Genomic DNA, 26,892 nt, shown 5'->3' with positions numbered 1-26,892 from the left:
AAATTCGTCTTCCGTTTCACCTCAGAGATGTAATGGCCGGATCGGGAAGAGCCCCGGAATGTTCTACGCGCTATCGAGGGGGATCGAAAACAGAGCCTTACACAGGGTTTGCCGTAGTCTGGGCATTCATCACCAAATACGTCATGTAGGCCAGAAAGCAGAGCACCATGACGATGCCTTCCCAACGCGTGATCTTCTGCTTCTTGAAGAACCTTCCGAAGATGAGCAACAACACGCAGGAACCGAGCATCACGGCGTAGTCGAGAAACGTAATGCCTTGCACGCGCAGTGGGTAAATCGAGGAACTGACACCCAGCACCAGAAAGATATTGAACAGGTTCGAGCCGACCACGTTGCCGATTGCCATTTGTGGATTCTTCTTCCATGCCGCTACGACCGAGGTCGCTAATTCCGGTAAGGAGGTTCCTCCGGCCACCAGCGTCAGCCCGATGACCGATTCGCTTACCCCCAAGCTGCGCGCAATCTGCGAAGAGCCGTCTACAAAGAACTGTCCGCCGTAAATCAACCCGGCCAATCCGGCTACGATAAACAGGGCGGATTTCCAGATCGGCATATCCTTTACCGTTTCCGTCTCGTCTCCTTCCGCATGATTGCGGGCAATCGCAAACGTATAGCCGAAAAATATCAGAAAGAAACCGAGCAGAATCACACCGTCCGAACGGCTGAGAATATTTTCGGTCCCGCCGTCGATTAAAATATCATTGGCCGATACCAGCAACACGACTGATGCTAAAATACATAAGGGAACCTCCTTCGTAATGGTGCTTTTAAGCACTCCCAACGGAACGATCGCCGCCGTGCATCCTACAATCAGAAGTGTGTTAAATATGTTGCTGCCCACCACATTGCCCATGGCCAGATCGGGGCTGCCTTTCAGGGCGGAGACAATGCTTACGGCCAGCTCCGGCGCCGACGTGCCGAAGGCTACAATCGTCAGACCAATTACTAAATTCGAAATACGGAACCGCTTCGCTACGGCTGCAGCGCCATCGGTCAACGCATTGGCGCCGACTAAAATTAAAACCAAACCGGCAACAACCATCCCTGCTGCCCATATATCAGTATTTATCATATTCTTAATTCTTATTCTTCTGTTTTCTTCTCTGCTTTGTTCAACGCGTCGATCATCGAAACTAAAGCCGCACGCACCCCTCGAAGCCTGTCCGATATTTCCAAAATGCGAACCGTCGTTTCTTTATTCTCCTTCAGCTTGCGACGTGCACCGGATAGCGTCATGCCGCGTTCTTTGAGTAAATGATAAATCAGCCGAATCTGTTCGATGTCTTCCTGACGATAGAAGCGTGTTCCTTTCTTCGTTTTTCGGGGCGAAATTTCGTCGAACTCCTTCTCCCAAAATCGCAGGGTCGACTCATTCACCCCAAACTGTTGCGCTACTTCTCCGATCGAGAAATATAACTTTTCGACTTTGTCTTGTTTCAGAGCCATGAAAGAGTTTTAATCCATTACCTGACCGTGATTTTCCGATATCTGAAGCATCTGGTCATACTCTTCGGGAGTTAAATCCTGGAAGTAATATTTGGCGGGGTTATCGGGTTTATTATTTACCAAAACCTCATAGTGCAGGTGAGGCCCGGTCGATTTGCCCGTACTTCCTACCGTCCCGATCGTCTCGCCGCGGGTCACTTTCTGGCCGACGCGCACGAAGTATTTGTCCATGTGAGCGTATAGCGTTTTATAGCCGTAGCCGTGATCGATCATCACACAATTGCCGTAACCCTGTCGCCAGCCCACGAACGAAACCTGACCGTTGCCGGTAGCATAAATATCCGTTCCGACAGGCGCGGAAAAGTCCATGCCCGAATGAAAGCGGAGCGTTCGGTAAATCGGGTCGATACGCATGCCGTATCCCGAAGCCGTTCGTTTGAGATCCTTATTCGATACGGGTTGAATAGCCGGAACGCAGCGACTGCGCTCCTCCAGATTTTTACCCATGGCGATCAACTCTTCCAACGAATTGGATTCAATATAGAGTTGCTTTTTCAGCATATCCAGCTTCTTCGTCGTTTCAATCACGAGTTCGGAGTTCGAAAGACTCGTCAGATATTCATACCGGTTTGTCCCACCGAACCCCGATTTACGAACGGATTCGGGAATGGAATGAGCCTGAAAAATCGCACGGTACAAATTCTCGTCCCGCTGCTGGATGTCGTCCAGCACCTTCAACGCCTCGGCGAGTTGCAGATCGAGTACCTCATATTGTGTTTGCAGCAGTTTGTTCTCTTTCTTCAACAAAGACTCCATAGGCGATGAAAAGGTATTGATGAAGATAAAAAAGACGATGGCTCCGAAGAAAAGGCCGACACTCAGATGCCGGATAACGACAAAGAAACGTTGTTTGGCCGTAGGATATACGCGCTCATAATTCAACGTGTCCGGATTATATAAATAGTATATTTTCTTCGACTTAAACAGTCCCATTCGTAAAGTCTTCCTTTGAATTAGGTTGCAAATATAAGATTTTACTCTAATTTTGCAAAATATTTGAAAGGTTTTAACAAGCATCCCTATTCTATTAATATGCTAACAGCAAAGGAAATTCGCGAATCGTTTCTGTCTTTTTTTGCGTCAAAAGGACACCATATCGTACCCTCAGCTCCCATGGTCATCAAGGACGACCCGACCCTGATGTTTACCAATGCCGGGATGAATCAATTCAAAGACATTATCCTCGGTAATGTGCCGATTAAATATCCACGTGTGGCGGATTCGCAAAAATGTTTGCGCGTCAGCGGAAAACATAACGATTTGGAAGAGGTGGGACACGACACGTACCACCATACCATGTTCGAGATGCTCGGCAACTGGTCGTTCGGCGACTATTTCAAAAAAGAAAGCATCGGTTGGGCGTGGGAGTTTCTGGTAGATTGTCTGCACCTCAATCCGGAACAACTCTATGTGACGATTTTCGAGGGCAGTCCGTCCGAAAATATCGATCGTGACAATGAAGCGGCACAATACTGGGAACAGTTTTTGGCTCACGATCATATCTTGGAAGGCAACAAACATGATAACTTCTGGGAAATGGGCGATACGGGCCCGTGTGGTCCCTGCTCCGAAATTCATGTCGATCTACGTCCCGAGGCCGAACGACAGGCCGTGCCCGGGGCTACGCTCGTCAACCAAGACCATCCGCTCGTCATCGAGATATGGAACCTCGTATTCATGCAATATAACCGCAAAGCCGACGGCTCGCTCGAACCGCTCCCGAACCATGTGATCGACACGGGCATGGGCTTTGAGCGGCTTTGTATGGCCTTGCAGGGAAAGACCTCGAACTACGATACCGACGTCTTCCAGCCCATCATCCGTGCCATTGCCGAGATGACGTCGACACCTTATGGTACCGATAAGCAAAAAGACATTGCGATGCGCGTCATCGCCGACCATATCCGCACCATCGCCTTCTCGATTACCGACGGACAGTTGCCTTCGAATGCCAAGGCCGGCTATGTTATCCGTCGTATCCTGCGTCGCGCCGTGCGTTACGGATATACGTTCCTCGACCGACGTGAAGCGTTTATGTACAAGCTCCTTCCGGCACTGATCGACACGATGGGGACGGCATACCCCGAACTGGTTGCGCAGCAGGAGCTGATCAGTAAAGTGATGTGCGAAGAAGAAAATGCCTTTCTGCGTACGCTTGAAACCGGCATCAGACTGCTCGATAAAAAGATAGAAGAAGCAAAAGCGGCCGGACAGCACATGCTCGACGGCGCCAATGCGTTCGTGCTTTATGATACGTACGGCTTCCCGCTCGACCTTACCGAGCTGATCCTGCGCGAACATCGGATGACCGTCGATATCGAGGCTTTTGATGCGCAGATGCAGAAGCAAAAAGAACGCGCGCGCAATGCCGCGACGATCGAAACGGGCGACTGGGTCGTACTCCGCGATGGTGAAACCGAATTTGTGGGTTATGATCATTTTGAGTGCGATGCGGAGATTTTGCGTTACCGGAAAGTCAAGCAAAAAAATAAAGAACTGTATCAGATCGTACTCGACAAAACCCCCTTCTATGCCGAGATGGGAGGGCAGGTAGGCGACTGCGGCTGGCTGATCGCTCCGGATGGCGAGAAGACGGAGATCATCGACACCAAGCGCGAAAATAACTTACCCGTTCACCTGACCCGGAAGATGCCGAACGAAGTGTCCGGTACGTTCACCGCTCAAATTAACAAGGAGATGCGCCTCCGCTGCGAATGTAATCACTCGGCTACGCACTTGCTGCACGAAGCGTTGCGCGAAGTGCTGGGTACGCACGTCGAACAGAAAGGTTCGTATGTGTCGCCCGAATCGTTGCGTTTCGACTTCTCCCACTTCCAGAAACTCACGGACGAGGAAATCCGCAAGGTAGAAATGGCGGTCAACCGGAAGATACGCGAAGACTTCGCGCTCGAAGAACATCGTAATATCCCGATTGCGGAAGCCAAAGCGATGGGAGCAATGGCGCTCTTCGGCGAGAAATATGGCGACGAAGTGCGCGTAGTCCGCTACGGCTCGTCTGTCGAACTGTGTGGCGGTACGCATATCCCGAAGACCGGGATGATCGGCTCTATGTATATCGTGAACGAGAGTTCGATTGCGGCCGGAATACGCCGTATCGAGGCTGTAACAGCCGAGAGTGCCGAGAAGCAGTTCTATCTTGCGCAGGATGCCATCCGCGAGTTGCGTGCCATGTTCAACAATGTGCCGAACCTTGCCATGACGATTCGCAAATCGATCGAGGAAAACAGCGAACTGAAGAAGCAGCTGGGCGAATATATCAAAGAAAAGGCCTCGTCGATTAAACAAAGGATTTTGTCGCACGCGAAGGAACAAAATGGGGTGAAACTACTTGTTTTTAGTGGTGAAGGGAATTTGAATGTTTTTAAGGATATTGCCTTTCAGATCAAAGGAGAAAGCCAGAAGGACGAACGCATCTGCTTCATTGCCGGTATTGATGATCACGATAAATGCGGACTGATTGTCGCACTCAGCGATGCGCTTGTAGCCGACGGATGGGATGCTTCGCGACTTGTTAAAAGCGGCGCCAAGCATATTCAGGGCGGCGGCGGCGGACAAGCGCATTTCGCCACGGCCGGCGGTAAACGGAAAGACGGCCTGAACGCCGCCATAGAAACCATTCTTGAAGAAACCGGTTTGAAATAAACAATGGTGCTTATCACAAAAGATATTGTCGGGGAGCTGACGTCGTATCTTGCGTCGCACAAACACGACCGCACGTATATCCTGACCGATACGAATACTCGAAATACTTGTCTGCCGCTTTTGGAGCCCGTACAGGCGCTCAGGCAGGCGGAGGTCATTACGATCGAGGCCGGAGATACGCATAAGGATATCGAACAGGTTGCCCGAATCTGGACGATCCTTTCGCAAAGCGGTGCGTCTCGCCATTCTCTGCTGATTAATCTCGGCGGTGGGATGGTGACCGATCTGGGCGGGTTCGCGGGTGCCACGTTCAAACGTGGGCTGCATACGCTCAATATCCCTACGACGCTCATGGCCGCCGTCGATGCGGCTGTGGGCGGGAAAACGGGGATTAACTTCAACGGATTGAAGAACGAAATCGGAGCGTTCTACCCGCCTGATGCGGTACTGATCGATACGGTTTTCCTGCGTTCGCTCGACCGTGACAATATCCTCTCCGGCTTTGCCGAGATGCTTAAACACGGACTGATCAGCAACGAAAATCATCTGAACCAGCTCCTTGCATTCGAGATCGAGGGGAAACAGATCGACATAGAGCCGCTGCACGCGTTGGTCGAGACTTCAGTCGCCGTTAAAGAGCGCATTGTTCGTGAAGACCCGAAAGAGCAAGGGATTCGCAAGGCGCTTAATTTCGGCCATACCATCGGTCATGCACTCGAAAGCCTGTCCTTTGCAAAGCATCACCCGATCCTCCATGGCCATGCGGTGGCCGCCGGGATGATTTGCGAACTGTATCTCTCGCATAAACAGTGCGCCATGCCTGTCGAAGTTTTACGGCAGACCGTGAACCTGATCCGTAGCGGCTACCCCTCGCTCGGCTTCAACTGCCACGATTACGAAGACTTGTACGAGCGGATGACGCACGATAAGAAGAACGAAGGAGGACGTATCCGTTTTGCGTTGCTGGGGGGGGTCAGCGATATCCGTATCGATCAGGAGGTAGATAAGAAGCGCATTTTCGAGTCGCTCGACTTCTATCGCGAGACGATAGGGTAGAAGAGATCGTTACACGAGCATCAGGATCGTAGCTTTTCTCGAAAAAAGCCCGTCCGAAAACGTTATCGTTTCAGGCGGGCCATGTTCTTGTTCGATATCGTTGTTTATTTTACAACGACTTTATATGTGTTGCCGTTATCCAATGTGACTACATAGACCCCTTGAGGTAAGGAGAAACCTGTCTGTCCGACCGAGAATGCGATCGTCCGAATCGCTGCACCGCTAACGTTATACACCTGAGCTTTGCCTGCTGCACTTGCTGAGATATACAACATGCCGTTGCTACTCCAAACAGCTTCTTGTCCGACTACCGTATTGCTGTTGCTATTTATGAAGAAGATATTCAATTCCAAGGCTGTTTGTACCTTATAAATGGTTACGGTAAAAGTTCCGTTTCCGTTGTCTTTTACATTGACATCTCCTCCTTTCGGCATATCCTTGCGACCGGTTTCAACGACAGGTACTTTGCCTGCATTCGCCCCTGTGGGAGTAATACCGAACGAAAAGTCATTGCCTGAATTTACGTAGTGTATTCCCATAGGCATACTCAACGTTGCTCCGGCAACGTCGGGCATGAGAATCGGACGTGTAATGTTAGGAATAACTATATTGCTTCCGACATTTATCTTTTGGCTCCAGCAACTGTTCGGTTCTTTCAACCAAACGACGAAAACCTCTGCTTCCTTTAAATATTCAAGCTGGGATGCTGTGAAAGGGCTAGATGCCAACTGCCAATGATCGCCGTTGTCTATACTTACTCTCAGATACGGTGTCCCTCCTTTTATGTTCAAATCCAACAATCCTTGATATCCAATTGTCTGTCTGATATATCGTATATCATTCGTCGGATGATCATATATTGTAAACGTTGTCGTATCGTATTCTATCACCGGAGTTGTTCCTGTCGCATTGGTAAACCAACTGTAGACGGAAACGGGCACTCCTGACAAAGATTCGGAGATTTCCCGAACACTGAAAGGAATATTAATAGGCGTGTTTCTGTTTTTGGCGACAAATACGGAATCCGGAAAGATCGAATCTCCGACGATGGTGAAATCCCGCATAGCTTCCGGAGAAAATTTGAAATGCATATACCGATCTCTGTTCTTAGGTTTCACATCAAACGATAAGGCTTGGTTACAACCGCTGTAAAAATCACCGCGCAGAAGCGCCTCGTCATCCCATACGGATTTCCATCCTCGACCTCCGTTCGGATCGAAATCTCCCGAGATACTCCCTTTCGGCGTTCCCAAATCCAAGTTGGCCAAAAATACGGCAGAACCAAGAGCCATATCTTGGGTATTAGCAATGGCCAATTTCAGGTGGTATGTTTTTGTCGTATCCAAATTAGGTGCTATAGCAGTCAATTTTATCGTACGGCCGTCGAACTCCATTAAATCACTCCCCATATAAATCGGCTTATGCCATTGAGGATTGACCGAGTTCTGATTGTTTCCGGGAGGGAATCCGCTTTGCGGAGCGGGTAACGCTGTCTGTGTGTTAGCACTATTATATCCCCAATTGGAATTATTAATTGCTACAGGGGTCGTGCCGTCTGGAAATAACGCAATGTTTGTCGTATCCGTGCCTCCGACTTCCCACACGAAGAAGCCAAATACATCATTAAATGCGCTATTCGAGTAGTTCGGATATTCTTCGGATGCGAATATGAAATCAAAAGTCGCCTTATTCGTATACGGTTTGAAATCGAACTCCAAACAGGAACCGTTTGTCACTTGATGGCCGTTTGTCAAAGGTGTCAAATGTCGGTCCCCTGCCATATTTGCAGGGGTGCCGGTGGAAGAGAACGTACCGATGGATTCATTGGGGGCTTCTGGAGTCCCCTGGATGGTCGGACCGCCTAACACATCACCGGTCGCTAAAATCAACCCGTTAGGTATGCCTAATCCGTCTCCATTCGAGAAATAAGCCAGGGAACGGGCTGTAAGCGACCATTCCCCACTGAATGTCACATTCGTAATCGCAGATTTGGCTTTCGGATCAGCCAAAAACACATTCATTACCAATGAATCTACAGAATAATTATGGTATGGGTGAAAGGGACCGGGAGATACGGTTGCCGTATCACGGTCAATCCAAATACTGTTAGGAGACGTTGGAGGATTGGGAGTACGCAAAGGTGTTGTAGTTCTTCTCAGAGAAATTTCATTTTCTTTTTCGACGATCATCTTCGCTCTGCTTTCCGCCTGATCTTCAGGTACGCCTTTCGATACATACTCCTGCTTCAAACTCTCGATTTTTGCCTGCTGTTCGGTAGAGAACAGACTTACCCGCTGCGCGTAAGAAACAGCGCTCCCCAAGAAGAACAAACCGCTGGCAAACAACATAGTTATTTCTTTTTTCATAATTTTATACTTTAACATACTATTGGGATAGGATCTCGTTTTTCGGAAAAAATTATTTGTCATATGCTCTAAATATTAAATCACAAAGATAAAGATTATTTTTAATCCTGTAAAATTTCCGGTAGAGTCAATCAGCAAGGTAGATTCAACTAGCAAATGCATTTCTTGAATTTACAAATTTATAAAGAATCTCGAAAGGTTTTTCATAGTTTAGATTTTTTCGTGGTCTTCTGTTTATCTTGCATTGTATCTAACTGATATTTTCCACGTTATGTTTGGTTGTGGGCTCATTTTTTGATGTACTGTCTTATTAACTTATTCATATTTTCTACCTGTCCTTTTTCCCATGAGCAATATGAATGTGTGAAAAATATTTTTGTTTCTAAACTTTTTGCTACTGTTTCATGATCGACAAATTCAAGTCCATTGTCAAAGGTAATTGAAAGCGTCCATTCTTTGTAAGGCAAAAGCAATCTACGAGCGGATGACGCACGATAAGAAGAACGAAGGAGGACGTATCCGTTTTGCGTTGCTGGGGGGGGCGGCGATATCCGTATCGATCAGGAGGTGGACAAGAAGTGTGTCTTCGAATCACTCGACTTCTACCGTGAGACGGTAGGAAGGTAGAAGAGGGTCAGAAGCTGAGGGTCAGTGCCGAGGTGAAAGTGTTCCGTACCCCTTTCAGATAAGGAGACCTATTGAACAAGTATAGGATATTGTAATCGAACGACAGAGACAGTATGCTTGTCCCGAACTGTTTGCCGATTACGGCATGCACATTCGTATAACCTTTGTCCGTATGATAATAATGAGATAACGGAACGGCCACATCAGTTGTGAAGATGTTTATTTGAGACTCCGGATAGGTCAGTGTGGAACGTGGGATTTCCAGCCCTTGACGAAGATGATACGAGAAGCAATAAGACGATCGTATGACTCGTTGCTGTCCCCACATAATGCTTGCCTCCGTCCTGTTTATGCGGAAAAGATGTTCGGAAGAGCCGTCAGCTCTTCTTTCCGACAAACGACTGAAGGTCATTCCGTAACAATCTGTTCGCCGGGGATTGTGCTTTATATTCATCCATGTCCTGAATCCGAAATCGGTGTGATTGTACACGTAATTCTTTTGCCCTTGCAGGATATTGGTCAATTGGTCGGACCCTTTTGCCTGATCCAGAAAGAGGAGAGTTTCCCAGTTTATCTTATCGGAAGGAGACCATGTGGCTCCCAGTGTCAAAGATGCTGTGTGCACCGTATATGTTGAAAGCAGACTGCGATTGACGTTTGTCGTACGGCTGCGGCGTATACTGTCTTGTTGGCGGTCGTAGGCCCAGCGTCCCCATACAGCCATCGCGTTGCTTAACCGGCTCTCCAGTTGCACGCCGATATGTTGGGCGTAGAGATTGGTTTCCAAATCCCTGTTCTGAAACTTTTGCGTCTTCCGGTTGATTCCGAAGCCCATAAATTCATAAGCCATCTTATCGAGTCGTATCGGGCGATCGTTATCCGTATTTCGATACACGATGTTGTTGTCGCGTGTTCCATATCCCAATCCGCCTTCGACGGTCAGAGAGAGTTTGGGAAATCTTAATCCGGCATACACATCGTAGTGCGAGCGAAAACTTTCGGCCGACGGACGCGGGTCGTTTGAACGGGTGCCTTTGAAATAACGTATCGATGCGGAGGCTCCGACGACAAGCGATTGGGAGAGATCGATATTAAAGTTTCCGTTGATATCGTATGTTTCCGTTTCCCAATTTCCTTTCTGTGGCGATGCAAAATAATACGGCATCCCGTCACGAGGCTTTTCGCTCAGGAGCCATTGTACGCTGTCGGAAAAGGTGCGATGATAAGCAAACTCCCCGTATACCTGCCATCGTTCGGCAGAATATAGCCCGATGGAGGTCAATAAGACGTCTTGCAGTCGTTCCGGCATCTGCACCCTCATCAGCTCGCCTGATGCATGTTGATAGGCCAAGGCCGTATGACCGAAGGACGAACGTGGCAGAAGCCTTACGCTCATCGGCGTCTCCATTGTTTTTCTATACATCTCATTCCGCAACGAATGGGTCATCACGGAATGTGTGATACTGTCGACAGCTTCTGCCTCCACCCTCGAAGGGCAGAGGCAGAGCACTGTGAACAGCATGATATACGCGACGTCTCTAAGCATATTCTTATTTGGCCGGGGCAAATGCACGCGGCTCGGCCTTGATGGTCACAAAATCAACCCCCGAATTATTGATGTCTTGAAGCACCCGGCGATTGCCGTCCATACGGCTGATTTTACGTGTCAGAGCCAAAGACGTATATTCTCCTTCCTTCACATATGCATATCCGGCGTCGTCTTTCTTTTGTATCGCCTTGGGAGAGACATAGCCTTCCGATGTCGGAGAAATCACTTCGACGGCATCGATCAGATTAGCGTTGGGGATTTGGATAAACTGACTTTTCGAGCCTCTCTTCGGGTCTATCGCGGGATAGACGAAGATCGGAAGTTGTGAAGGTGAGGGATGACGGAACAGCACGTAACCCTCCTTGCCATTACTCGATAAACGCATTGAGGTATTGTTGCCCTTGTGAATCAGAATTAAATCCGGCACATTCGGATTGGTCAGCGCTTTGGTACGCTCGTAGGCACCTTCGAAATCGGCTTTACTCAGGTCTACCGTCAGTTCGGGTGAAGCTACTTCCACGACAATGCCTCTTATATTCGTAAATTTCGATTTGAAGTTCGTCGCAAAGCGCGCGATGACCAGACTTTCTCCCGGTTTTACCGGATATGCTTTTCCGTTGCCGGGTATCATAAACAGCATGCTCGCATAGTAATAGTCGCTGTTAGCCTTCTCTCCCACTGTCATTCCTTCTGCTTTGCTCCAGTCGTAACGACCATCTTCGGTATAATAGTAGCGTTTGTCTTGTGTCGGATGTCCATTGCCGTAGCGGCTCATCGTGGTGATGGCAATACATAAGCTGTCGGCATACAGTGTTTTGTTCGAGTTATTGTATATTTCAAAGAACTGATCGTAATCACCGGCGGCTTTTTTGCTGTCGGATCCGCCGTAGTACAGCGTCTTGAATACGAAGTTTTCGGTTGTTGAAGTGCTCAGCACCAGATCGATTTCTTTTATCTTTCCGGGTTCTAACTGCATGCCCGACTGGGATGCGGAGAACAGCACTGTATTTTTATTGGCATCCTGCCCGGTTATGTTTTTATAATCTTCGTTCGACATGGAGTAGGTTGCTGTAATATCATAGATATCAACAGGCAGTTGCTTGAATTCTACCGGCAGGCCTTTTTCCGAGGTGGCGGTAGATTCTTTTCCTGTACTTACGTTACGTAAAACAATCGTTACTTTACCGAGCGGAGCCTTCGCATATTCCGGTGCGAGTGACACATTCACTTTCATCGCTGCAGACTTTACTTCCGGTGTATCTTGCGTTCGGTCGCACGAAGTCATAAACGATGCGGCAAGGAGCATGAAGATGCATACGATGCCACCATTGATTGATTTGATAGTTTTCATTTTGAATTTTATTGATGTTTAAATTTTATAAGAAATATCCATACTTATTGCAGGTGCTTGATTAAAATATCTTCTGACGCCATCCATTTCAATATACGGGCGGTAATTGAATACATTATAAATATAGCAGGACAACCTGAGCTTCGAACCCAACTCTTTCGATACGCGCAGATGGCAATTCGGAATCAGAATAGGCTGGCGAATACTCAACGGATCGGAGTATTGTAATCTCAGATAAGCCCATTTCGGGTCTTTCGCCTCGTTGCCCTCAAAACGAACGATATTAAAATTCCGGTCATAGTAACCAACCGGATAGATGCTGTAGCCAAAGCGGTGGTAGTGACGAAGCCAGAAATTTTGAAGACGGACATTCAGAATAAGCCCTATCACGGGGATATGCTTCGTCAGGCTTACCGTGGAGACCAGTTCATGGGTACTGTTTTTGATCGGGCTATAAATGCCTGCCACGGCTTCTTGCTCCATATCGACCTTCCCACTCGAACGATCGCCTTTCGAATAATAATAACTGTAGTTGTAGACAAGCGAGTAGTTACATGACAGCCCCAATGGTTTGATCTCGTCGATATTACCGACGAGTTCTACTCCTAAGTTTCTACTGTAAAGCCGATTTTCCGGCTTGTAGTACGAGTCGATATAGAGCTTTCGGTCTCCGTCGGGAGCATACAGAGGCCTGCCTGAAGGCTCTTCGCCGGTCTTTTTATAATATTGCACATACATGGTGTCAATAACCGTCAAGGAGCTGATACCGTCCTGGTCGATTTTCAGATATCCCGTCAGCGACGTGTTGAATCCTTTGGCACGGTAGGTTATTCCTGATTCGAAGCTGTGGGTATAAGGTGAACGCAGATTCCGGTTGGTCGGGTCGATCACTTTCGTCTGGTAAAGGTAGAGCCGTTTCTGATATTCGTCATGATAATGCGAAAATACGAGACGGTCGAAATAGACATTTTCCGGATAGAGATAAGCTGTCGGGGGAATTTTATAGCTGATGCCGTAAGCTCCGTTCACTGTTACTTCGTTGCTGATAAAGTAAGTGGCGCTTGCCCGCGGGCTGACTACGAAACGATTTCGTTGGGTCTCGAGCCGTAAACCGCCTGTAACGGAAAGATGATGTTCTCCCAAGGGTAGTGTGATTTTATCTTGTAAATAGGCCCCGTACTGAAGGAGTCGGATACGGTTTTTGTAGTCGTATGAACGATCGCCTCGTCCCCCGACTCCTCCGTCATGGAAAGGATGTTCGGGATCAAAAATTTTTCCTTTTCCCATATTCGCTTCATACTTCGTAAACAGGCCGACGCTTACGAGGTGCGTGCTTTCTTTCCATTTCATCGATTTACGTCCTTCGATATTCGCGTAGCCAAGCAGGGGAACACCTTCTATTTCCAATTTAGACACGTAGCGAGGCGGAGCGATATCCGTTTCATGAACACCCGAAGTATAGTCGTCCGTTATAATCCTGCGTTCGAAGTTTTGGATATATTCTTCGTGCATGTCATATTGACGGCTAAGGGAGAAAGAGGCATTATAATCGATCCGGTCGAGGAACGTCGCCGGAGGTTGCAAGGTTCCGCGCATAGCGAGTTTGGCCGAACTTTGCTCTGTCTTGGTGCGGTTCAATACCTCATCGGGATCGTTTTTCAGTCCGTCGATGCTTTGAGACAAGTCGATCGACAAAGTGTTATCCCATTTCAGTCGGCTATTTAGGGTTTTTGTCCATGTCGTGTTAAGTGCCAGTCGCGAGTTCGTTTTCAGTCGGTCGCGTTTGTCTTTCGTACTGCTTTGGTAATCGACATGGTAATGGAGCATTCCGTATTTGCTGCCGAGCGAAAAGCCTTTACCCGCAGAGGCGTTCAGGATGTCGTACTGCACTTTTACCGATCCGTAGAGCGGAGTGATGCCCGCGCGACGGTTGATGATCACGGCGCCATGGCTCAGGTCACCGTATTTGACGGGAGCTACCCCCGAAATAATCTCGATACTCTCAACCGACGAGGCCGGCAGTAGGCGAAGGTCGTTTCCGTTGGCCACATGCTCGTTATTATCCGTATTGAATCGGCGATCGAACATTTTAATACCACCCCATTTGCCGTAACTGTCGAGCTGCATATTCACATTGTTCGAAATGGGTGTACCGTCCACAATAAAAGCGATGCCGAATGCGGCGTTTCGCGTGAAATCATTGATTTTCGATCGGTTGTAAATGTCGAGCGGATTCTCCGTAGCGCCGGACAAGGCCGAGCGAAGGGTCAGGAAGATCGTCTGATGCGGATCAATGTTCAGGATCGCCTTACCCGGTAACACTTGCATCACGTCGGCCAGACTGTATGCCTGTATATTATCGATACTATTGCGATTGATGACGATGGAAGAGTTTGACTGCCTCGATTCCCTGACCGCATTAACTTGGACGTCCGGAAGGTAGAGGTTCTCTTCGTTCAAGACGAACGTCAGCGTCTTTCCCGAAGCGATTTGTTCGGCTGTCAGACTTTGGTTGAATGTCACTTTTCCTACATACGATATGCTGATATTCGTACCTTGACCTTTCAAGAGGGTGCTGCTGAGCGAGAGTGTACCTTCTTCGTCTGTCAGATAGTACTGGTCGAGACGTTCTACAAATACGGATGCATAAGGTAATGGCTTGCCTTCCTTATCCTTTATCTTGAGAATAATACGTCCGTTCGTTGGCGTTGCGGAAATAAGGCCGAATGAACATAAGAGCAACAAAAGCCCTGTAATCATCCAATGGCGTCTGCTTCCACCCCTGTGAAATATACCCATGGAGCAATTTTTTCTGATCAATAACCTAAATCAAACAAATAAAAATCGCGACAAAAGTAGATGCCAGCTCCACTTTGCGAAATACCTAATATTAGGTATTTTTTTTATTGCATATCCCCAATGTTGGGGGTGTGGTGCTTCCGTGGATTGCATTTCGAAGGACAACAGATGCGAATTGGCATCCCTAATAATAGGTAGGTCTTATCATGTTTCCACTCCGGTAAACGTATCAGTCAGGCGTGTTTCCTGATCGAATTTCTGAAGGAGCATCAAGTCTCGTTCGAAGAAGGGCTGCCATTTGATATGGGGCAAATGCTTAGTCTCCCATTTATCCTTTGCGACATATTTCGTATTAAGATCAGGCTCCTTTACGATAGAGTGAATTTCGTTAGTGTAGTATAAACAGATACGGTACTCCGGTTGCATATCATAATAATTAACCCTTGAGTGCCGTATCTGAAACCACCTTTTTAGTCCTTTTGGGGAGGGAAGAACTTACGTTCGAGAGGATAGGAAACCAACAATCCGATTCCTCCGAAAAGCAGTACGCATGCCGTGAGGGCCATTTCAAACAGTTTACGCTCAGGCCACTGATTCATATCGTATCCTGCGCTGACAAGCATCGTTTGGACCATGATCCCGATCAACAAACCCACTCCGACTCCGATTAACAGACAACCGACACGTAACGCCGTAAACGAACGTTTGAGTACATCCTTATCCGGCAGTTCCAGATCTCCTACTACATTCATTTTCTCGATCATCAACAGCCGTTCTTTCCGCCGGGCGTACAATCCGATCAACTTATACGTATAATAAAATACGATCCATACAATAAAAATAGGCACTAAATCAGACATATTATTAAAATTTTAAATGATAAATAATTCGTTTGCCCTTTTGACGTGTGTTTCGAAAAAAGGTTACACTCTGCCCGATTTTTTTTATTTTTGCAGCCGGTAACTGTAACCTGCCTCTCCGATGTGCGTCAATAGTGATATGGAACGGTTGAGCGACATGGAATATGTTGAAAGGGTTCAGGCAGGCGATGCGGAATGTTTCGCTCCGCTGCTGGAACGTTACAGTCAGCCGGTTTTTTCGTTATTGGTGCGTATCGTAGGCAATCGTGAAGATGCGGAAGAATTGACTCAGGATGTGTTTCTGAAAGTGTTTCGTTCCCTTTCCTCCTTCCGACGTAACAGTACTTTCTCGACGTGGCTCTACCGCATCGCTTACAACACGGCTGTTTCGGCGACACGTCGGACGAAGCGCGAATGGATGTCGTTCGACGATACGGGCATGGAGCGTGTGGCGGAAGAGGCATCGGACGATGAGACGGACGAAACCCTCAATGAGGAACGTTTACAACGGCTTGAGCACGCGTTGGAGCAACTTCGGCCGGATGATCGAGCGCTGATTCTGCTTTTTTACAAGCAGGAAAAAACGATGGAGGAGATTGCGGAGATAACGGGGCTGACACTCTCGAACGTGAAAGTGAAGATACACCGTATCCGAAAGAAGTTAATGGATGGCGTAAAAAGCAGAAAGGATTGAATGATGGAAGAAATGGAAAAAGACAGTTTAAAAGAGTTATTTGCCCGGCTTCCGGACAAGAAACATTCGGCGGGCTTTCAGACTCTCCTCATGGAACGCATCCGGCAGGAAGCACTGCTTCGTGCCGAACGCCGCAAAGAACGCCTGAACCTGTTAGGGATCGGTGCTCTGATCATCTTTCTTCTTGGCGCACTTGCTGTCCTGTTTTTCTTCTTGGGCATTTCGTGGCAATGGCCACAGTGGCGGATGTCGCTCCCCGATATGTCTACGTTCTTGTTTTACGCATACATCGGAGCATTAGCCTTCGCCCTCTGGATGGCTGATGCCGCCTTCCGGAGATATTATTACAAGAAACATCGGCGCGAGAACGCATGAAAAAAATTGAAATTCAAAGTTTTTCCGCAGAAAACAGCGTCTTCTTCGAAAAAAGCATTATCTTTGCCTCACTTTTTCGGATTATTTTTAGTGAGTAATAAATAGATTGTCGAACTTTTAATTAAAAAAACGGAGTATTAACTTTAAAATGGAGAATTTAAAAAACATTGTCCCTAACGAGAACTTTGATTGGGAATCGTACGAAAAAGGGGACTTAAACACGGAGGTAAAAAAAGACGAACTGGTCAAAACCTACGATGAAACCTTGAGTACCATGAGAGACAAAGAAGTCGTAATCGGAACGGTTACTTCGCTGAACAAGCGTGAAGTAGTCGTTAACATCGGCTTCAAGTCGGACGGTGTCGTACCGATGTCCGAGTTCAGATATAACCCGGATTTGCAGATAGGAGACGAAGTAGAAGTTTATATCGAAAATCAGGAAGACAAAAAGGGACAGTTGATTCTGTCGCACAAGAAAGCGCGTGCAGCCCGTTCGTGGGAGCGTGTCAACGAAGCGCTTGAGAAAGACGAAATCATCAAAGGCTACGTTAAATGCCGTACGAAAGGCGGTATGATTGTCGATATCTTCGGTATCGAGGCCTTCTTGCCCGGCTCGCAGATCGACGTGAAACCGATCCGCGACTACGACGTATTTGTCGGCAAGACGATGGAGTTCAAGATCGTAAAGATCAATCAGGACTTCAAGAACGTGGTCGTATCGCATAAGGCGCTGATCGAGGCCGAACTCGAACAGCAGAAGAAAGAAATCATTTCGAAACTCGAAAAAGGCCAGGTACTCGAAGGAACGGTCAAGAATATCACATCTTACGGTGTATTCGTCGACTTGGGTGGCGTAGACGGGCTGATTCATATCACCGACCTCTCGTGGGGACGTGTTTCGCATCCGGAAGAGATTGTTCAACTCGACGAAAAGATCAATGTCGTGATTCTCGACTTCGACGACGAGAAGAAACGCATTGCTCTCGGTCTGAAACAGCTGACTCCGCATCCGTGGGATGCCCTTGATCCGAACCTCAAGGTGGGCGACAAGGTGAGCGGCAAAGTCGTTGTGATGGCCGATTACGGCGCTTTTGTAGAAGTAGCTACGGGCGTAGAAGGATTGATCCACGTTTCGGAAATGAGCTGGACACAGCATTTGCGCAGCGCGCAGGACTTTATGAAGGTGGGCGACGAAGTAGAGGCCGTAATCCTTACGCTCGATCGCGAAGAACGCAAAATGTCGCTTGGTATCAAGCAGCTTCGCGAAGACCCGTGGGAAAATATCGAACTACGCTATCCGACCGGCTCGAAACATACGGCCAAAGTGCGTAACTTTACGAACTTCGGGGTATTCGTTGAGATTGAAGAAGGCGTAGACGGATTGATTCATATCTCCGACTTGTCGTGGACGAAGAAAATCAAACATCCGAGCGAATTTACACAGATCGGTACAGATATTGAAGTGCAGGTGCTCGAAATTGACAAAGAAAACCGTCGTTTGAGCCTTGGTCACAAACAGTTGGAAGAAAATCCGTGGGATGTATTCGAAACACTCTTCAATGTAGGCTCCGTACATGAAGGTACGATCATCGAGATGCTCGAAAAAGGCGCAGTCGTTTCGCTGCCTTACGGGGTAGAAGGATTTGCTACGCCGAAGCACTTGACGAAAGAAGACGGATCGTCGGCCGTACTGGACGAGAAGTTGCCGTTCAAGGTGATTGAGTTCAATAAGGACGCGAAGCGCATCATCGTTTCGCACAGCCGTACGTTCGAAGACGAGCAGAAAGGCTCGAGAGGCGGTGAAAGAAAAGCGTCGAAAAACGTTGAGACGGTCAATAATCCGGTGATGGAAAAGACCACGCTGGGGGATATCGAAGAGTTGGCTGCCCTGAAAGAAAAACTGGGTGAGAAACCTTCTGCTGCTCCGGAAGAACCGAAAGCCGAATAACTTTTTTTAATCATAGGTTTTATATTGAGAAGAGGCTGTCTCCATTTTGGGGCAGTCTTTTCTTTTTGTCCGCTCAGCACGGAGATTCTCGAATCGGTATAGGTTCATGACACGCCCGATAGCAGGAAGTGTATAGCCAGAAGCAAGGGGATGTTTTTCATCGTTTGTTTGTCTTTTTTGTACCAAGGAACATGATTTCGGAGCAAAACCTTGCCGGACGGAAGCGCCCGCACCGGAGATGAGCCAGCATGGGACCGGAGGTTGTAGTTTGTTGTATTGGTGTTCTTTCATTATCTTTGCCTCGGATTTTAATAGGAAAGAAAATGAGTCATAATTTATTAAAAGGAAAAAGAGGAATTATCTTCGGAGCATTAAACGATATGTCTATTGCCTGGAAGGTGGCCGAACGCGCCGTCGAAGAAGGAGCAAGTATTACTTTGACGAATACGCCGGTGGCGATTCGCATGGGCGAAGTCAAAGCCTTGTCGGACAAGTTGCAGGTCGAAGCGATTCCGGCCGATGCCACGAGCGTGGAAGATTTGGAAGAGGTATTTTCACAGTCGGTGAAGATTCTCGGCGGCCCGATCGATTTCGTGCTGCATTCCATCGGCATGAGTCCGAACGTACGCAAGAAACGTACGTATGACGATCTCGATTACGATTTGCTGTCGAAGACGCTCGATGTCTCGGCCATCTCGTTTCATAAAATGTTGCAGGTAGCCAAAAAGCAGGATGCCATCGCCGAGTACGGCTCGATTGTGGCGCTCACTTATGTGGCGGCACAGCGTACTTTCTTCGGATATAATGATATGGCCGATGCAAAGAGTTTGCTCGAGTCGATTGCGCGGAGCTTCGGTTACATCTACGGGCGGGAGAAGAACGTGCGGATCAATACGATTTCGCAATCGCCTACGTTGACGACGGCCGGAAGCGGTATCAAAGGCATGGATCACCTGATGGACTTTGCCAACAAGATGAGTCCGCTCGGTAATGCAACGGCCGACGACTGCGCAAACTACTGTATCACGCTGTTCTCCGATCTGACCCGCAAGGTGACGATGCAAAACCTCTATCACGATGGTGGATTCTCGAGCATGGGCATGAGCCTCCGCGCCATGAACCAGTATAGTAAGGGGCTCGAAGAGTTTACCGACGAGAGCGGAAAAGTCGTTTACGGATAACGCACGCGGTTTATCCGGATTTGTGTCCGGATAAGAATGAAGAAAGCCGTCTCTTCCTTTCGGGCGAGGCGGCTTTCCGGCTATTGTGATTTCTGTTTTCTTTTTAGATGCAGAGCTTCAGGTCTTCTTCAACGGTGGTGATACCGGCAAGCCCGAACGTGTTGACGAGCACTTGCGTTACGCCGGGTGAGAGGAAAGCCGGTAATGTGGGACCGATATGAATATTTTTCACCCCGAGACTGAGTAGAGCCAACAATACAATGACGGCTTTCTGCTCGTACCACGCAATATTGAATACAATCGGCAGGTCGTTGATGTCGTTCAGCTCAAACACTTCTTTCAGCTTCAGCGCCACGACCGCCCACGTATAACTGTCGTTACACTGTCCGGCGTCGAGCACGCGGGGGATGCCGTTAATATCGCCTAAGTTCAATTTATTGTATCGGTACTTTGCGCATCCGGAGGTGAGGATAACCGTATCTTTGGGCAGGCCTTTCGCATAATCGGTATAGTATGTACGGTTGGGGAAACGGCCGTCGCATCCGCTCATCACCACGAATTTACGCAGTGCGCCCGACTTGATGGCATCGACAATCCGGTCGGCGAGTTGCAACACTTGACGGTGTGCGAAGCCTCCGATAATGGTTCCGCTTTCGATCTGAACAGGCGGCTCGCATTGTTTGGCTATTTCGATGATTTCGCTGAAGTCTTTTTCTCCGCCGGGCCCTGTGGGGATGTGTTTACATCCCGGATAGCCGGACGAGTTGGTCGTAAACATACGACTTATGTACGTGTTTTTAGGCAGAGGCGGCACAATGCAGTTGGTCGTGAAAAGAATCGGGCCCTTGAAAGTTTCGAACTCCTCGCGCTGTTTCCACCACGCGTTGCCGTAGTTGCCTACGAAATGTTTGTACTTCTTGAATGCCGGATAATAGTGCGCGGGCAACATTTCGCTGTGCGTATAGACGTCGACGCCTGTGTCTTCGGTCTGTTTGAGCAGCGCCTCCATATCGTGCAGGTCGTGTCCGCTGATCAGAATGCCGGGACGGTTGCCTACGCCGATGTTAACTTCCGTCATTTCCGGATCGCCATATGTCGAAGTATTGGCCTGATCGAGTAAGGCCATCGTTTTGACTCCCACCGATCCCGTCTCGAGCACGAGTGCCGTAAGCTGTTCGCCGTTGAGTTCGCCGATGGTTATGTCGCTCAGCGCGCGTTCCATGAACGCATAAATCTCGTCGTCTTCATAGCCCAGACGCATGGCGTGCTCGGCATAGGCCGCCATTCCTTTGAGGCCATAGATCACGAGTTCTTTGAGCGAACGCACATCAGCATTCGTCTCGCGTAAGATTCCTTCGGAAAACCCTTTCTCCTCATATTCGTCGGCTACAGGTGTCCATACGACCTCTTCGGCATTGTACGAAGGCAATCCCGCATCGGCAGCTTGTTGTTTCAGTTTGTCGCGCACTGCGAAAGCACGGTCTACCCGAGCCTCGATACTCGTTTTATCGAAGTTCGCATTCGTAATCGTCGAAAACAACGCGTCGAGCACCAAGTGATCGACTTCACGATCCACTTCCTTTCCGGACCGTCGCAGGCCGGTAGCCAATACAGCGATGCCGCGAACGGCAAACATCAGCATATCCATCATAGCGGAGAGATCGCTCTTCTTACCGCATACACCCTGAACCGTGCAGCCGGTTCCCTTGGCCGTTTCCTGACATTGGAAACAAAACATTTTAGCATCCATATCCTTCAATTTTGCAATGTAACGTCTATAAATTTCATGGTGCAAATATCCGGATGTACGCGTTCTCCAAATGTCACCTATGTGACAATGGAGTATTTTTTAGTTATTTTTAAGGTGGAAATTTCCGGCGAATCTCGCCAAGTCCTCCGTTGAAGATCAAACATTCTCGCGCATTGCATGAAGTCTTTCGTTGAAGATCGGAGATTCGCGCGAGCTTCGCGGAGACTTCCGTCAAGGAACAGAAGTTTTCGCGAACTTTGCCGAGACTCTCGCCGAGGATCAAAAGTCCTCGCAAATTTCCCGGAGACTTTCGACGGCGATCGAACAGTCTCGGGAACTTCGCGTGCAGTTCTTTTCTGCCGCGACGTGTTTTGACTTATCCAGCCGACGCTTTTTGCTGACGCTTGCGTTCGTTTTCGTCGAGAAGGATTTTGCGCATGCGCATAAAATGAGGCGTCACCTCGACGTATTCGTCGGCCTTGATGTATTCGAGCGCATCTTCGAGGCTGAAGACGGTCGGGGGTGCCAACGCCACCTTCTCGTCCGAGCCGGAGGCGCGCATGTTTGTCAGTTTTTTCGATTTGGTAACGTTCACGACCAGATCGCCTTCTTTCGTATGTTCGCCGACCACCTGACCGGCATATACATCGTCGCCGGGTGCGATAAAAAATCGTCCGCGCGATTGCAGGTTATTGAGCGCGTAGGCAAACGCGTTGCCCGTCTCCATGGCGATGATAGAGCCGTTCTGCCGACGCTCGATAGCCCCTTTCCACGGCTGAAACTCGAGGAAGCGATGTGCCATGATCGCCTCACCGGCTGAGAGAGTAAGCACGAGGTTGTTCAGTCCGATGATACCGCGCGAAGGTATGGTGAAGACAAGAAAAACACGGTCGTTCTTGCTTTCCATCGACATCATTTCGCCTTTGCGCTTCGTCACCACGTCGATGATCTTGCTGGCGCATTCCTCAGGCAGATTCACTGTCAGCTGTTCTACCGGCTCGTGTTTGACGCCGTCGATCTCCTTGATGATCACCTGAGGTTGTCCTACCTGCAGTTCGTAGCCTTCGCGACGCATCGTTTCGATAAGCACCGATAAGTGAAGTACCCCGCGCCCGAACACGTTCCATGAGTCGGCCGATTCCGTCGGTTCGACACGTAACGCGAGGTTTTTGTCCAGCTCCTTCGTGAGGCGTTCGAAAATGTGGCGCGACGTAACAAATTTTCCGTCCTTGCCGAAGAACGGCGAGTTGTTGATCGTGAAGAGCATCGACATCGTCGGCTCGTCGATGGCGATCGTCGGGAGCGCTTCCGGCTCGTTAGCATCGGCAATCGTCTCTCCGATCTCGAAACCTTCCACCCCGATCACGGCACAGATATCGCCCGAAGGCACAGCCTCTACTTTTTTGCGTCCTAATCCTTCAAATACATTGATCTCCTTGATTTTTGAGCGCACGAGCGAGCCGTCGCGCTTGCAAAGCATGATGTCCTGTCCTTCGCGAAGTTCGCCACGATAGACGCGCCCCACGGCAATTCGCCCCACGTATTTGGAGTAATCAAGCGAAGTGATCAGCATCTGCGAGGCTCCTTCGAGTGTTTCCGGCTCGGGGATATGTTGAATGATGGCGTCGAGCAGCGGATAAATATCCTCTGTCGGCTGCTGACAGTCGTCTGACATCCATCCTTGCTTGGCCGAACCGAAGAGCGTCGGGAAGTCGAGCTGTTCTTCCGTGGCGTCAAGACTGAACATCAGATCGAAGACCATCTCCTGTACTTCCGACGGACGACAGTTGGGCTTATCGACCTTGTTGATGACTACGATCGGTTTCAACCCGATCTGGATCGCCTTTTGCAGGACGAAGCGCGTCTGGGGCATCGGTCCTTCGAACGCATCGACAAGCAGCAGACACCCGTCGGCCATATTGAGCACGCGCTCCACCTCGCCGCCGAAGTCGGCATGCCCGGGCGTGTCGATGATGTTGATCTTATAATCCTTATAATTAATGGACACGTTTTTGGCGAGAATCGTAATTCCTCGCTCGCGTTCCAGATCGTTACTGTCCAGAAACTGATCCGGCTCGGCCTGTCCTTCACGGAAAAGCTTACCGGCCAGCAGCATTTTGTCAACCAGTGTCGTCTTGCCATGATCTACATGGGCGATGATGGCAATATTTCTAATTTTTTGCATAGATAACCTGTTCCTTTCGGGGGGCAAAAGTAAGCATAAAAAATCAACGACGCGAAAAAAAGCGGTCGGAAACGTTTGTCTGTCCGAATAAAAGCTCTATCTTTGCAGCCGCTTAAATAAAATGGTATTAATTTATTCAAAGTAGAACATGTATTTAGATTCAGCAAAAAAAGAAGAGATTTTCGGAAAATACGGAAAATCGAAAGCCGACACCGGATCGGCAGAAAGTCAGATCGCGTTGTTCACGTATCGCATCAGTCATCTGACCGAGCACATGAAGAAGAACAAGAAAGACTTCAATACTTCGCGCGCATTGAAGATGCTCGTAGGTAAGCGTCGTCGTCTGCTCGACTACCTGATGAAGGTCGATATCGAACGTTATCGTGCCATCATCAAAGAACTCGGCATCCGTAAATAATCCGGATATCCGAACACAACGGTATAAAAAAGCAACGTCTCGCAAGAGGATCGTTGCTTTTTTACTATGATTCGCTTCGGGCTGTTTATCCATTGTCAATGGTTAATTGTTATGCGTGACACATGTTATGGAGGTTTACACCTTTTCCCGATGGTTAATGATCAGTGTGGAGGGCATATCCTGAAGGGCGTCTTTGCATTCTTCGGAGATAAAGTTCCACGCCGTATAGCTGACAAGCATAAAATCATGATCGCTGAACGATTCGCTCATCAGGTTCTTCTCGGGGAGGATGTGCGCGTTCTCCGTCTCGTTCGCAAAGTCATTCAAGTTCTGGAGGATGTAATCGCTCTGATCGGAAGCGAAATTCGTGCGATTCAAAAGGCTGACTGTGCCGTGAGTCGACCGCAACAGCAAGCGCACGTAGTCGAGCAGAATCAGGTCGTCCGACGAATTGATAAGGAGCAGAATATGGTTAGCCTGTGCGAATCCGCGATTGACAAACACGCCCACCGACGAACGACTCTGCTCGATGAATTCTTTCGTTTTGTCGTGAATCAGCGATCCGGGCGAGAACAAGTCTTGCACCTTGAGTTTCTTGAAGATGCCGAAGAACGACTTTTGGATGCTCCGCGCGTCGATATCGGACGAGAGATTGCTCATCGAGATGCCGGCGCCCACGAGCAGGAAGTCGTACCGCTCGTCGTTGACGATGCGGACAATCGATTCGCTCGCGTTGTCGGCCACCTCGTAGCGCGTATGTATCTGCATGTTCAGCTTGCGCGCCTCGTAGAGAACCGGGCCGAAGCTGACGCGCTCGAAATTGTCGGTATGCAGCGGATTGACGTCCGACCCGACCGTCAGATGCAACGCCGTCAGGTCAAGTTTATCCTTACCCTGCGAGAACATCTGGTGCGCCACATCGAGCATAATCTGTCCGTTGCCCGCCCGCCCGAACGAAAGCAGCACCTTAAACCGTCCTTCTTTAAATTGCTCCATCCGTTGCTGTTTGATCTTCTCGCCTGTGCGGAAGCAAAGATTGATGAATTTGAGGAGCGGAGTCGTCATAAACGTGGTGAAGAGCGTCATCAGAATCAGCATCACGAAGACAGGGGGCGGGAGAATCTTCATTTCATAACCGATGGTCAGCGCGATCAGCTCCATCAGACCGTGCGTATTCATCAACGCGCCGAGCGAAAAGCTGCTCTTCCAGCTTTCGTTTTCGAAACGTGCCGAGATCAACGCCCCGCCGAACTTCCCCACCGTCGAAATCACGATAAAAAGCAGGCAGGTCAGCCACATGTCGGGCGAGTCGATCAGCCCGATTTCGGTACGCAACCCCGTCGAGGCGAAGAACAAGGGCAGGAATAATACGAGCGATACGTCTTCCACCTTCTCCGTCATAATTTTGCGAAAACGCAAGTTCTCCGGCATCACCAACCCGGTCACGAAAGCACCGAACAGCGCGTGCAAGCCCAAAATTTCCGTCAGATAAGAAGACGTCAGCAAGAGCAGAAACATCAGCGTCACGAGCGGTTTGCTCACGACTTCCTTGTTGTGATACAAGTTGCCGACCATCCGCAGCAGCGGACGCACCACAACGAACATCATCAAAATATAGACGGCCGCGAAAACGATGTTGTAGATCGCGCTCAGCATCGTTCCGGCCTGCGCCACCGCGACGACGATGGCCAACAGGCACCATGCCGTGACGTCGCCGTTGGCCGCGCTGGCCAGCGCCACCGTGCCCAGATGCGTACGCGTCAGACGATGTTCCTGAATGATGCGTGCCAGCACCGGGAAGGCCGTGATGCTCATCGTAATCCCGATAAACAGCGCGAAAGGCAGAAACGGCGTATCCTGATAAGCGTACTGGTCGTAAATGAGATAGGCCGCCACCATACCGAGGAAGAACGACATCAGCATGCACGTATAACTGATCATCATCGTCTCGCGCAGCTTCTTCCGCACCACACTCATGTCCAGCTCCATCCCGATGGTATACATGAAAAGCATCAGTCCGAACTGACTGAGTAGATTGATGTTCGACAGCGATTCTTTGGGAAACAGAAACTGCGAAAAATCGGGCGCGAAATGTCCTAAAACAGACGGACCCAAAATGATTCCCGCCAAAATCTCACCAACAACCATCGGCTGACCGATCTTCTTGAAAAGCACCCCGACAATGCGGCACGTAATCAGGATGACAATGATTTGCAACAGCAACAACCCGAACGAAGAATGAATATGCTCGGAAACGAGTTGCAGAAAAACGGTGAACCCTTCCGCCAGATTCTTCGGCGCATCGGCTTGCACAACCGCATCCACCACCCTTTGGTGGCTCTGGCCTTCGCGGATGACGAGATACATCAACGCGCCGAAAACCAAAATCATCAACGCATAAAACGTTAAACTCTTGGCGCCTTTTTTCATCGAAGAATACACATTTGTCAGGCAAAAATACAGGATAATTCTCGAAGTTCCGCACGAGTAAAGAAAAAGTTTTTTTCCGCCACCTCCTTCTCCGTTCCTTATGAAAATGTGAG

Annotated in this window: 18 protein-coding genes and 1 pseudogene; 8 read left to right on the top strand and 11 right to left on the bottom strand. The window is 48.9% G+C overall.

The features are described 5' to 3' along the window. Positions 1–97 precede the first annotated feature (97 nt). From Q4A89_RS03315 to Q4A89_RS03305, 3 genes are read right to left on the bottom strand one after another with little or no spacing between them, the layout of a single operon-like run. Positions 98–1,093: a calcium/sodium antiporter gene (locus tag Q4A89_RS03315; protein WP_303183753.1), complete on the bottom strand. Its 996-nt coding sequence runs from the start codon at positions 1,091–1,093 to the stop codon at positions 98–100. Positions 1,094–1,104: 11 nt separating this feature from the next. Beyond that, positions 1,105–1,467, bottom strand: a complete 363-nt coding sequence (locus Q4A89_RS03310) for a MerR family transcriptional regulator (protein WP_303183752.1) — start codon at positions 1,465–1,467, stop codon at positions 1,105–1,107. Between the two features lie 9 nt (positions 1,468–1,476). Next, the gene (locus Q4A89_RS03305; RefSeq protein ID WP_303183751.1) at positions 1,477–2,460 is read right to left on the bottom strand and encodes a M23 family metallopeptidase; all 984 of its coding nucleotides are present in this window, start codon (positions 2,458–2,460) and stop codon (positions 1,477–1,479) included. Positions 2,461–2,559: 99 nt separating this feature from the next. Between Q4A89_RS03305 and alaS the strand changes: the two genes are divergently transcribed. Beyond that, on the top strand, positions 2,560–5,190 hold the full coding sequence (alaS, locus tag Q4A89_RS03300; protein WP_303183750.1) for an alanine--tRNA ligase: 2,631 nt from the start codon (positions 2,560–2,562) through the stop codon (positions 5,188–5,190). A 3-nt stretch (positions 5,191–5,193) separates the two neighbouring features. Then, positions 5,194–6,246, top strand: a complete 1,053-nt coding sequence (gene aroB, locus Q4A89_RS03295; protein ID WP_303183749.1) for a 3-dehydroquinate synthase — start codon at positions 5,194–5,196, stop codon at positions 6,244–6,246. Between the two features lie 104 nt (positions 6,247–6,350). Here aroB and Q4A89_RS03290 read toward each other — a convergent pair whose 3' ends face one another. After that, positions 6,351–8,612 carry a choice-of-anchor L domain-containing protein gene (locus tag Q4A89_RS03290; protein ID WP_303183748.1) on the bottom strand — a complete coding sequence of 754 codons (2,262 nt, stop codon included), beginning with the start codon at positions 8,610–8,612 and terminating at the stop codon, positions 6,351–6,353. Between the two features lie 472 nt (positions 8,613–9,084). Between Q4A89_RS03290 and Q4A89_RS03285 the strand changes: the two are divergent. Continuing rightward, positions 9,085–9,239: pseudogene (locus Q4A89_RS03285) on the top strand (3-dehydroquinate synthase); the annotation flags it as partial. A gap of 7 nt (positions 9,240–9,246) precedes the next feature. Here the strand turns inward: Q4A89_RS03285 and Q4A89_RS03280 are convergent. From Q4A89_RS03280 to Q4A89_RS03265, 4 genes are all read right to left on the bottom strand, one after another. Continuing rightward, positions 9,247–10,785 (bottom strand): DUF6850 family outer membrane beta-barrel protein, encoded by a 1,539-nt coding sequence (locus tag Q4A89_RS03280; protein ID WP_303183747.1) that lies wholly within the window; start codon positions 10,783–10,785, stop codon positions 9,247–9,249. 4 nt (positions 10,786–10,789) lie between these two features. Next, on the bottom strand, positions 10,790–12,139 hold the full coding sequence (locus Q4A89_RS03275) for a DUF4876 domain-containing protein (protein ID WP_303183746.1): 1,350 nt from the start codon (positions 12,137–12,139) through the stop codon (positions 10,790–10,792). A gap of 18 nt (positions 12,140–12,157) precedes the next feature. Further along, on the bottom strand, positions 12,158–14,899 hold the full coding sequence (locus tag Q4A89_RS03270; protein WP_303183756.1) for a TonB-dependent receptor: 2,742 nt from the start codon (positions 14,897–14,899) through the stop codon (positions 12,158–12,160). A gap of 509 nt (positions 14,900–15,408) precedes the next feature. Next, positions 15,409–15,798, bottom strand: a complete 390-nt coding sequence (locus Q4A89_RS03265; protein ID WP_303183745.1) for a DUF6249 domain-containing protein — start codon at positions 15,796–15,798, stop codon at positions 15,409–15,411. Between the two features lie 139 nt (positions 15,799–15,937). Here Q4A89_RS03265 and Q4A89_RS03260 point away from each other — a divergent pair, with 139 nt between their 5' ends. The 4 genes from Q4A89_RS03260 (at position 15,938) to Q4A89_RS03245 (ending at position 19,996) form a co-directional block, all read left to right on the top strand. Then, a complete protein-coding gene (locus Q4A89_RS03260; RefSeq protein ID WP_303183755.1) occupies positions 15,938–16,492 on the top strand; it encodes an RNA polymerase sigma factor in 555 nt (184 codons plus the stop codon). Further along, positions 16,493–16,867: an ABC transporter permease gene (locus tag Q4A89_RS03255; protein WP_303183744.1), complete on the top strand. Its 375-nt coding sequence runs from the start codon at positions 16,493–16,495 to the stop codon at positions 16,865–16,867. Between the two features lie 148 nt (positions 16,868–17,015). Beyond that, positions 17,016–18,815 (top strand): 30S ribosomal protein S1, encoded by a 1,800-nt coding sequence (gene rpsA / locus Q4A89_RS03250; protein WP_303183743.1) that lies wholly within the window; start codon positions 17,016–17,018, stop codon positions 18,813–18,815. Between the two features lie 323 nt (positions 18,816–19,138). Further along, positions 19,139–19,996 carry an enoyl-ACP reductase gene (locus Q4A89_RS03245; RefSeq protein ID WP_124789230.1) on the top strand — a complete coding sequence of 286 codons (858 nt, stop codon included), beginning with the start codon at positions 19,139–19,141 and terminating at the stop codon, positions 19,994–19,996. A gap of 103 nt (positions 19,997–20,099) precedes the next feature. Here Q4A89_RS03245 and hcp read toward each other — a convergent pair whose 3' ends face one another. Next, positions 20,100–21,746: a hydroxylamine reductase gene (hcp, locus tag Q4A89_RS03240; RefSeq protein WP_124789229.1), complete on the bottom strand. Its 1,647-nt coding sequence runs from the start codon at positions 21,744–21,746 to the stop codon at positions 20,100–20,102. Between the two features lie 376 nt (positions 21,747–22,122). Continuing rightward, on the bottom strand, positions 22,123–23,931 hold the full coding sequence (typA, locus tag Q4A89_RS03235) for a translational GTPase TypA (RefSeq protein WP_303183740.1): 1,809 nt from the start codon (positions 23,929–23,931) through the stop codon (positions 22,123–22,125). A gap of 148 nt (positions 23,932–24,079) precedes the next feature. Here typA and rpsO point away from each other — a divergent pair, with 148 nt between their 5' ends. Then, on the top strand, positions 24,080–24,349 hold the full coding sequence (rpsO, locus tag Q4A89_RS03230) for a 30S ribosomal protein S15 (RefSeq protein ID WP_124750896.1): 270 nt from the start codon (positions 24,080–24,082) through the stop codon (positions 24,347–24,349). A gap of 135 nt (positions 24,350–24,484) precedes the next feature. Here rpsO and Q4A89_RS03225 read toward each other — a convergent pair whose 3' ends face one another. Then, the gene (locus Q4A89_RS03225) at positions 24,485–26,779 is read right to left on the bottom strand and encodes a cation:proton antiporter (protein ID WP_368389491.1); all 2,295 of its coding nucleotides are present in this window, start codon (positions 26,777–26,779) and stop codon (positions 24,485–24,487) included. Positions 26,780–26,892 lie beyond the last annotated feature (113 nt).

This window comes from Tannerella sp. (genome assembly GCF_030528505.1).
Taxonomy (GTDB): domain Bacteria; phylum Bacteroidota; class Bacteroidia; order Bacteroidales; family Tannerellaceae; genus Tannerella.
The sequence above is the reverse complement of the archived record's forward strand: the minus strand, read 5'-3'. Positions and strand labels throughout refer to the sequence as shown.

Bases quoted from the DNA above. Each gene is read 5' to 3' on its own strand.
- typA (WP_303183740.1), bottom strand. From the start codon at position 23,931: ATGCAAAAAATTAGAAATATTGCCATCATCGCCCATGTAGATCATGGC.
- alaS (WP_303183750.1), top strand. From the start codon at position 2,560: ATGCTAACAGCAAAGGAAATTCGCGAATCGTTTCTGTCTTTTTTTGCG.
- Q4A89_RS03310 (WP_303183752.1), bottom strand. From the start codon at position 1,467: ATGGCTCTGAAACAAGACAAAGTCGAAAAGTTATATTTCTCGATCGGA.
- Q4A89_RS03255 (WP_303183744.1), top strand. From the start codon at position 16,493: ATGATGGAAGAAATGGAAAAAGACAGTTTAAAAGAGTTATTTGCCCGG.
- rpsO (WP_124750896.1), top strand. From the start codon at position 24,080: ATGTATTTAGATTCAGCAAAAAAAGAAGAGATTTTCGGAAAATACGGA.
- aroB (WP_303183749.1), top strand. From the start codon at position 5,194: ATGGTGCTTATCACAAAAGATATTGTCGGGGAGCTGACGTCGTATCTT.
- Q4A89_RS03280 (WP_303183747.1), bottom strand. From the start codon at position 10,785: ATGCTTAGAGACGTCGCGTATATCATGCTGTTCACAGTGCTCTGCCTC.
- Q4A89_RS03275 (WP_303183746.1), bottom strand. From the start codon at position 12,139: ATGAAAACTATCAAATCAATCAATGGTGGCATCGTATGCATCTTCATG.
- Q4A89_RS03305 (WP_303183751.1), bottom strand. From the start codon at position 2,460: ATGGGACTGTTTAAGTCGAAGAAAATATACTATTTATATAATCCGGAC.
- Q4A89_RS03290 (WP_303183748.1), bottom strand. From the start codon at position 8,612: ATGAAAAAAGAAATAACTATGTTGTTTGCCAGCGGTTTGTTCTTCTTG.
- hcp (WP_124789229.1), bottom strand. From the start codon at position 21,746: ATGGATGCTAAAATGTTTTGTTTCCAATGTCAGGAAACGGCCAAGGGA.
- rpsA (WP_303183743.1), top strand. From the start codon at position 17,016: ATGGAGAATTTAAAAAACATTGTCCCTAACGAGAACTTTGATTGGGAA.
- Q4A89_RS03225 (WP_368389491.1), bottom strand. From the start codon at position 26,779: ATGAAAAAAGGCGCCAAGAGTTTAACGTTTTATGCGTTGATGATTTTG.
- Q4A89_RS03265 (WP_303183745.1), bottom strand. From the start codon at position 15,798: ATGTCTGATTTAGTGCCTATTTTTATTGTATGGATCGTATTTTATTAT.
- Q4A89_RS03245 (WP_124789230.1), top strand. From the start codon at position 19,139: ATGAGTCATAATTTATTAAAAGGAAAAAGAGGAATTATCTTCGGAGCA.
- Q4A89_RS03315 (WP_303183753.1), bottom strand. From the start codon at position 1,093: ATGATAAATACTGATATATGGGCAGCAGGGATGGTTGTTGCCGGTTTG.
- Q4A89_RS03270 (WP_303183756.1), bottom strand. From the start codon at position 14,899: ATGATTACAGGGCTTTTGTTGCTCTTATGTTCATTCGGCCTTATTTCC.
- Q4A89_RS03260 (WP_303183755.1), top strand. From the start codon at position 15,938: ATGGAACGGTTGAGCGACATGGAATATGTTGAAAGGGTTCAGGCAGGC.